Annotated in this window: 9 protein-coding genes; 5 read left to right on the top strand and 4 right to left on the bottom strand. The window is 55.0% G+C overall.

What is annotated here, in order from left to right; all coding sequences use genetic code 11:
• The first annotated feature begins 2 nt into the window (after positions 1 to 2).
• A complete protein-coding gene (locus BLV81_RS14310) occupies positions 3 to 380 on the top strand; it encodes an ExbD/TolR family protein (protein ID WP_092357365.1) in 378 nt (125 codons plus the stop codon).
• A 95-nt stretch (positions 381 to 475) separates the two neighbouring features.
• Entirely contained in the window at positions 476 to 1,750 is a 1,275-nt protein-coding gene (locus tag BLV81_RS14305) for a tetratricopeptide repeat protein (RefSeq protein ID WP_255365223.1), read from the top strand.
• A gap of 108 nt (positions 1,751 to 1,858) precedes the next feature.
• Here BLV81_RS14305 and BLV81_RS23665 read toward each other — a convergent pair whose 3' ends face one another.
• The 3 genes from BLV81_RS23665 to BLV81_RS23660 form a co-directional block, all read right to left on the bottom strand.
• Positions 1,859 to 2,083, bottom strand: a complete 225-nt coding sequence (locus BLV81_RS23665) for a hypothetical protein (RefSeq protein ID WP_143036339.1) — start codon at positions 2,081 to 2,083, stop codon at positions 1,859 to 1,861.
• A gap of 522 nt (positions 2,084 to 2,605) precedes the next feature.
• Entirely contained in the window at positions 2,606 to 3,472 is an 867-nt protein-coding gene (locus BLV81_RS14300; protein WP_092357363.1) for a Crp/Fnr family transcriptional regulator, read from the bottom strand.
• A 233-nt stretch (positions 3,473 to 3,705) separates the two neighbouring features.
• The gene (locus tag BLV81_RS23660) at positions 3,706 to 3,930 is read right to left on the bottom strand and encodes a hypothetical protein (RefSeq protein WP_143036338.1); all 225 of its coding nucleotides are present in this window, start codon (positions 3,928 to 3,930) and stop codon (positions 3,706 to 3,708) included.
• A 378-nt stretch (positions 3,931 to 4,308) separates the two neighbouring features.
• Here BLV81_RS23660 and BLV81_RS14295 point away from each other — a divergent pair, with 378 nt between their 5' ends.
• Positions 4,309 to 4,635 carry a hypothetical protein gene (locus BLV81_RS14295; protein ID WP_255365221.1) on the top strand — a complete coding sequence of 109 codons (327 nt, stop codon included), beginning with the start codon at positions 4,309 to 4,311 and terminating at the stop codon, positions 4,633 to 4,635.
• A gap of 89 nt (positions 4,636 to 4,724) precedes the next feature.
• On the opposite strand, the gene BLV81_RS14290 is transcribed toward BLV81_RS14295, so the two are convergent.
• Positions 4,725 to 5,423 carry an aspartate/glutamate racemase family protein gene (locus BLV81_RS14290; protein ID WP_092357359.1) on the bottom strand — a complete coding sequence of 233 codons (699 nt, stop codon included), beginning with the start codon at positions 5,421 to 5,423 and terminating at the stop codon, positions 4,725 to 4,727.
• A 274-nt stretch (positions 5,424 to 5,697) separates the two neighbouring features.
• Between BLV81_RS14290 and BLV81_RS14285 the strand changes: the two genes are divergently transcribed.
• Entirely contained in the window at positions 5,698 to 6,423 is a 726-nt protein-coding gene (locus BLV81_RS14285) for an AzlC family ABC transporter permease (protein ID WP_092357357.1), read from the top strand.
• Positions 6,420 to 6,746, top strand: a complete 327-nt coding sequence (locus BLV81_RS14280) for an AzlD domain-containing protein (RefSeq protein ID WP_092357355.1) — start codon at positions 6,420 to 6,422, stop codon at positions 6,744 to 6,746. The genes BLV81_RS14285 and BLV81_RS14280 overlap by 4 nt, the downstream gene beginning before the upstream one ends.
• Positions 6,747 to 6,756 lie beyond the last annotated feature (10 nt).

Genomic DNA, 6,756 nt, shown 5'->3' with positions numbered 1-6,756 from the left:
AAATGAACATGACGCCGTTGATCGACGTCATGCTGGTGCTGATCATCATGCTGATCATCACGATTCCGATCCAGAATCACGCCATCAAGCTGAACATGCCGACCGGTAATCCGCCGCCGCCACTGGCCTTGCCGGTGGTGGACACGGTGGATATCGATCCGGCTGGCACGGTGATGTGGAACGGTACGCCGATGGCCAGCCGTGCGGAACTGGAAGAGCGCTTGAAGACGGTGGTGGCAGGCGGCAATATCGATGAAGTGCATCTGCGGCCGAACAAGCTGGTGGAGTACAAGTCGGTCGCTGCCGTGATGGCGTCGGCGCAGCGGCTGGGCGTGACCAAGATCGGTATCGTCGGCAATGAGCAGTTCATGGATAGGTAATTAGTATTTGTTTTCTGCACCAGAGGATAGGCAGGGTTAGGGCGGGTTGTAGCCCTTACACCTGCCTATTTTCGTTTTCGATTGAAAGAATAGCTATGTCCAATTTGCGTTTCGCGCCAATTTTCGTATTGTTGACCGCAGTGGGGTTAACCACCGCACTTCCAATTTTGAGTCTTGCTCCCAGCGCTTATGCCGCAGACCAGGCAGATCAGGCGAAAGCCGAGACCGTGCGTCCGGAAATAGGTAAGCCGCTGCAGGCAGCGCAGGCACTCCTCAAAGAAGAAAAATACAAAGAGGCACTTGCCAAGATTGCTGAAACCGACGCTGTCAGCGATAAGACAGCTTTCGAGATTTATTCCATTGACCGACTGCGCGGCGCAACCGCAGCACGTGCCGGCGATACCAAGCTGGCCGGAAGCTCGTTTGAAGCAGTGGTTGCTTCCGGGCGTCTTACTCCAGACGAGCAAGCCAAAATTGTGCGTGCGCTAGGCGGCTTGTACTACGATGCCGAAGACTATCCCAAGGCCATTACCTGGCTCTCGCGTTCGCTGAAAGAGGGCGGTAACGACCCGCAAACGCGGATGCTGCTGATCCAGTCCTACTACCTGAGCAACGATATTCCACGCGCCACCAGCGAACTGCAAAAGGATATCGCGGCTGATGAGAGCGCTGGCCGGACACCGTCCGAGCAGACCCTGAAATTGCTGGTCAGCTGCGCACTCAAGGCCAACGATAAACCCGCATATCTGAGTTCGCTGGAAAAGCTCAACACCTTCTACCCAAAGAAAGAATATTGGATCGACATCCTCAGCCGCATCCAGAACAAACCGGGTTTCTCCGACCATTTGACACTGGATCTGTATCGACTGAAAGCCGCTGCCGTGCAGTTGCAGACCAGCGGCGAATTCACCGATGTGGCGCAGCTGGCATTGCTGGCAGGATTCCCGGGGGAAGCGAAGAAGATACTCGATCAGGGTTATCAATCGGGGATATTAGGCAGTGGCCCGGATGCAGCCAAGCAGAAGCGTCTGCGCGACCAGGCTAACAAAGCGATAGCTGATGACCAGCGGACCATGGCGCAAAGCGAAGCTTCGGTAACCAGCACCAAAGAGGGCACCGGCCAACTCAATCTGGGTTATGCATTGGTCACCGCAGGTCAGTTTGACAAAGGCCTGGCGCTGATGGAGAGTGGTTTGAAAAAAGGCGGCCTCAAGCGCCCTGAAGACGCCAAACTGCATCTTGGCATCGCGTATCAGATAGCGGGACAGAAGGATAAGGCGATTCAAGTATTCAAGACCGTTCAGGGTACTGACGGAGTTGCAGATCTGGCGCGTCTATGGGTGATACAAGTCAATCATCCTTTGAACTGATTTCATCGGCTAGTTGCTATACGCAAAAACAGAGTTGTTCGCAGGTGATCTGCAACAACTCTGTTTTTTTATGGGCAAACCAGCTGAAAGCTTGCTCCTTGCATCGACTTAGTTTCTAGGCCCCCTAGGCGCTACGGGTGGAATCATGTCGGGGACTTGCTCAGGTGAGAGCGTTTGCATATTGGTGGACTTCTTGGTTTGCTTGGAGGGCAGGTTGCTGCCGGTAGTATAGACGTTCTCCTGATTGTTCGATGCGATGTCTTGATTGCCTGTTTCGACCGCACATGCCGACAGTAGCGGCAGAATAAATACGCAAAAAAATAGTGTTTTCATGGGCTGCTTCTGGTCTCTGAAAGTTGGAAATCGTAGCGCTGTCCAGCGAAGATCACGCACGCTACTCTAAGTTACATTTTAGAAACAAACGATAACATATTTGCTTTTGGAAATGCAAATTAAACACTATGTTGACATCCCGGCCATACCAGGCCGGATCAAAAGGAATGAGGCTTCGCCGGTCACGTCGCGGATGACGGAAAGTATCTGATCATGGCGCCGGCAAACCTGCTACGAAGCAGATAGAAGAAGTTGCCGATCGCTGCGGCTTTTTAACTAAAGTGCTGGATATGCATATTGCACCGGATGCCGGGACGGTTGCCGGAGATGCGCTCAAACCGTCGGCAAATTGATCGCGTTCACATCAACGCAGTCAGCGGCGTTGACAGCGCATGATTGTGCGTGGCGGTGCTTGACCGCAGCCTGCATTGATAGCGGCAGGCCGGTCGACCACATCTGCCGGCACTTGCAAAAAGATGGCTTATCGACTGTAAAAAATCGAGCGCGCTTTCATCGGCGTTCTCATGACACTTTCTGCTCACTGAGCATGCGGCTATCTTCGTGTTTCAAATCCTTATAGCATTCGCATGCTCTTGCTTCAAGACCTGTCCGATCCAGCACCGTCATATGGCCACGCGCATATTGGATCAAGCCTTCTTCCTGCAATTTCCCCGCGGCTTCGGCAATCGATTCCCGCCGCACGCCCAGCATTGCGGCTATTGAGCTTTGGGTGACGCTGATTTCATTGCCCTGCAAGCGATCCAGTGTCAGCAGCAGGGAGCGGCACAATTGCTGCGGAACGCTGTGGTGGCGGTTGCACACGGCAGTCTGGGACATTTGCGCAAGCAGCGTCTGGGTATAGCGCAGCAACAATTGCTGCAACGCGCCGCCACGGTTGAATTCCTCCGTCAGAATGCCAGCCTTCAGGCGAAAGCCGTAACCCGCGCTTTTCACAGCGACGCGGTGCAGACACTTGCCGCCGCCCATGAACAGGTTGACGCCCACTACGCCATCATTACCGATGACGGCTGTTTCCGCCGAACTGCCGTCTTTCATGTCATGCAGCAAGGAAACAATGCTACTGGTGAGGAAATAGATATGCCGCATCTCGCCATCTGCCTCGCATACCGTCATATCGAAAGGCATCGCGACAAATTCCAGATGTGGCTGCAAGCGCCTGAAATCTTCCGCTGGCAGCGCAGCGAGTAGTTGGTTCTGCAGGGGATTGTGACCGTACAGCCCGGCAATGCGAAGCGAGGTGAGGTTTTGCGTCCCGGGCCGAATTAAATTGCGGGCGTTGTCCCCGCGCAGGACAGACAGCATCGCTGCATTGCTCTTCGGGCTCTTTTTTAAATTGCTGCAACTGTTCAATACCTGAGTCATCGCCATCTCCTTTGAGGATGTGGTGGTACTTCCGTGTATTGATCATTGCATCGGTACAAGGTTTTCGACATCAGCGCTTGTCTTCTTCTGCTGTAGGAATGCGCTGACACAAATAAAGACGGGATAGTTCGAATCTCGGCTGGTTCGACTATTTTGCAACAGTTGCCATCACCAGTGCCGGCGATTGCGCGGCACCGAAGAATGACGCGGCGGCACTTGCGCCAACCGCGTCTGGTTTCCTAACTTCCGGTAGAGGAGCTGGAAGATGCAGCAGCCGGTGCGGCGTCAGGGGCCGACGAAGCTGGAGCTGCAGGAGTAGCCGGTTGGGCAACCGGTGGCGGCATCGCTTGTTGTGTTGCAGGGGGAGTTGTTGCTGAAGAGGCATTCTGGTCATCTGCTTTTTTACATCCGCTGACCGCGATCATGGCAATTGCTGCAACGATAAATGTTTGTTTAATTAACATATTCTCTCCATTGAGACGGCAGCAGCGTGTCAAACCGCCACCATCAGAAAATTGAAAAAGCGTTGCTGACGCTTATATCTTTGTGCAAAAAATCGGGAATGTAAAGTTTCAAGCTGTGTTTTTTCATCGAAAAAAATCCCGTCGAGCAACTTGCTATCGGCCGCAAAGCCGCGCGCAGCAAGGGAAGTCCGCAAATTTTCGAGGTGACGCGCTAAGTTGCTTAGCGTACAAAACCGATCCGTAATTGCATTTAACCTTAATCACGCGATGCTACGAAAGTTGCTCGTGCCCCTGGCGCGGCCGTTAAGCGAGCTACGGCTGCATCGAATGCCGGACTGTTCGCCACGACCGCGGTTTTGCTTTTACAAAGGATCTATCATGAACAATATTCGCACTCTTATGTTGGCTGTCTCAGCACTGCTATGCATGAATCTGGCCCAGGCACAAACCGCCGTTTCTACCGATGATGCGGCTACTGCCGCTGGCGTCAGCGCTGGCGCGAAAGCGACTGTCTCCACGGATCCGCTGGTGCAAAAGCGGCAATCCGACAGCGATGCCAAGGCGGATTACAAGGCTAAGAAGAAAACCGCAAAAGCAAATATGAAAGTCGAGAAAGCGGAGGCGAAATCCGAATTGAAAGAAGAGAAACTGGAATCGACCGATGTCCGCAACAAGGCATTGGCAACCGATCCTATCCCTAAATAAAATTCACCCCGTGTTTGTCGTCAACGTCGGCCGCGAACCATAAGCAGCAGGCGGCCGTACGTTGGAGACTGTAGGTTAAGCGGCAGGCATCATGCCGCTGCAAGCGCCAGCTCGGCGGCTCTGCGCGCATGAATGGCGGTGGTGTCAAACAACGGCACCGGGGAATCGTCGGCGCCGATCAATAGTGAAATTTCGGTGCAGCCAAGAATGATCGCTTGCGCACCTTGCGCGATCAGGCCTGCCATCACCCGGCGGTAATCGGCGCGCGACGCTTCGTTCACTTTTCCCAGGCAAAGTTCTTCATAGATGATGCGATGAACCAGTTCGCGATCCTCCTGTTCCGGCGTCAATATCCGCAAGCCATGATGGTCGCGCAAACGATCTTTGTAGAATGCTTGTTCCATGGTGAAGCGAGTACCTAGCAAACCTATGGTCGACCAGCCGGCTTTCTTGATTTCGTCGGCGGTAGGATCGGCGATATGGAACAAGGGTATGCCGGCCGCAGCCTCGATCGCGCCGGCAACCTTGTGCATGGTGTTGGTGCACAAGACCAGAAAATCGGCGCCGGCGCGTTCCAGTGCCTGCGCCGCTTCAGCCATTTTGGCGCCTGCAGCGTCCCAGTCGCCGGCATGCTGCAGGCGCTCAATCTCGTGGAAGTCGACGCTGTAGAGAATGATTTTCGCAGAGTGCAAGCCGCCCAGCTGCCGCTTGACCGTTTCGTTGATTTGACGGTAGTAGGGAACGGTCGATTCCCAGCTCATGCCGCCGATAAGGCCGATGATCTTCAAACAGGCTCCCTGGTGGTGAGGGTTGATATCGATATCTAGTGGACTGTAACAACCAAATCAAGAGCGCCTGTCACGTACCCGACACGCATGGCGGCGTTGCAAATGCTCGCAATAGTCCCGCTATTGCTGCGCTTTGCGCCTTGCCCTGCGCGCCGGGTACGCGCCCTTCACTCTCGATTCGGTTGTTACAGTCCACTAGCATGCGCAGCGCAAGAACATACTAGCGCAAAGCGGTACTTGACATTACTATTCCGGCATCACAAAGGAATAGCTTATGCCGCATCCCACCTCCCTGTCCAGTTTTGCCGCCGGCACCCGCGATACCTTGCCGATGTTGATCGGCGCCGCACCGTTCGGCGTGATTTTCGGCGCCCTGGCTGCCGCCGGCCCGTTGGCGCCGTGGCAAGGCCAGATGATGTCGCTGGGTGTGTTTGCCGGCTCCAGTCAATTCATCGCGGTCGGCCTGGCGGCGGGGCAGGTGGGCCTGCTGGTGATCTGGATGGCTACCTTCATCGTTAACCTGCGCCACATGCTGTATGCGGCGACTTTGCTGCCGCATGTCAGCCATTTGCCGGCACGCTGGCGCTTCCTGCTTGGCTTCTTGCTGACAGATGAAACCTTTGCCGTGATGAACGCCTACTACCTGAAGCATGCCCACGAACCGCAAGGGCATTGGTATTTCCTGGGATCGGGTTTATCCATGTTCGGCAACTGGCAGTTGTGGACGCTGGTCGGCTTGCTGTTTGGCGCGGCATTTCCGCAATTGCAAACGCTGGGACTGGATTTTGCGATGGTGGCGACCTTCATCGCGATTGTGGTGCCGCAGCTGTTTCGTTTGCCGCAACTGGCTGCCGCGGTAGCTGCCGGAGTGTTTGCGTGGTTCTTGCGGGATCTGCCCTATAAGCTGGGTTTGCTGGCGGCGATCATGGCCGGTGTCAGCGTCGGCCTGGGGCTGTCGCACTGGCAGGCGCTGCATCGCTCTACAAGGAAAAAAGCATGATGTACACCCTCATGATTGCCGGCATGGCGCTGATCACGATCTTCATCAAGGCGGCGATTTTCATGCTCGGCGAACGCGCGGCTTTTCCGATCTGGCTGAAAGAAGCGCTGGCCTTTGTGCCCGTCACCGTGTTGACGGCGATTATCGTGCCGATGATACTGGCGCCGCACGGCCAGGGCATAGAGCTGAGCTGGCGCAATCCGCAATTGATTGCCGCCGCCGCGGCAATCCTGGTGTGCGCCGGAACACGCCGGCAATTGCTGACCATCATGGTTGGACTGCTGGTGTTTTTCGCCTGGCAGTTCGGGGTGTTGGGGCAGTAGGGTGTTTACT

Origin of the sequence: Collimonas sp. OK242, from assembly GCF_900107095.1 — a bacterium.
Taxonomy (GTDB): Bacteria; Pseudomonadota; Gammaproteobacteria; order Burkholderiales; family Burkholderiaceae_D; genus Collimonas.
Note: the sequence above shows the minus strand (reverse complement) of the source record. Positions and strands in the feature narration are given on the sequence as shown.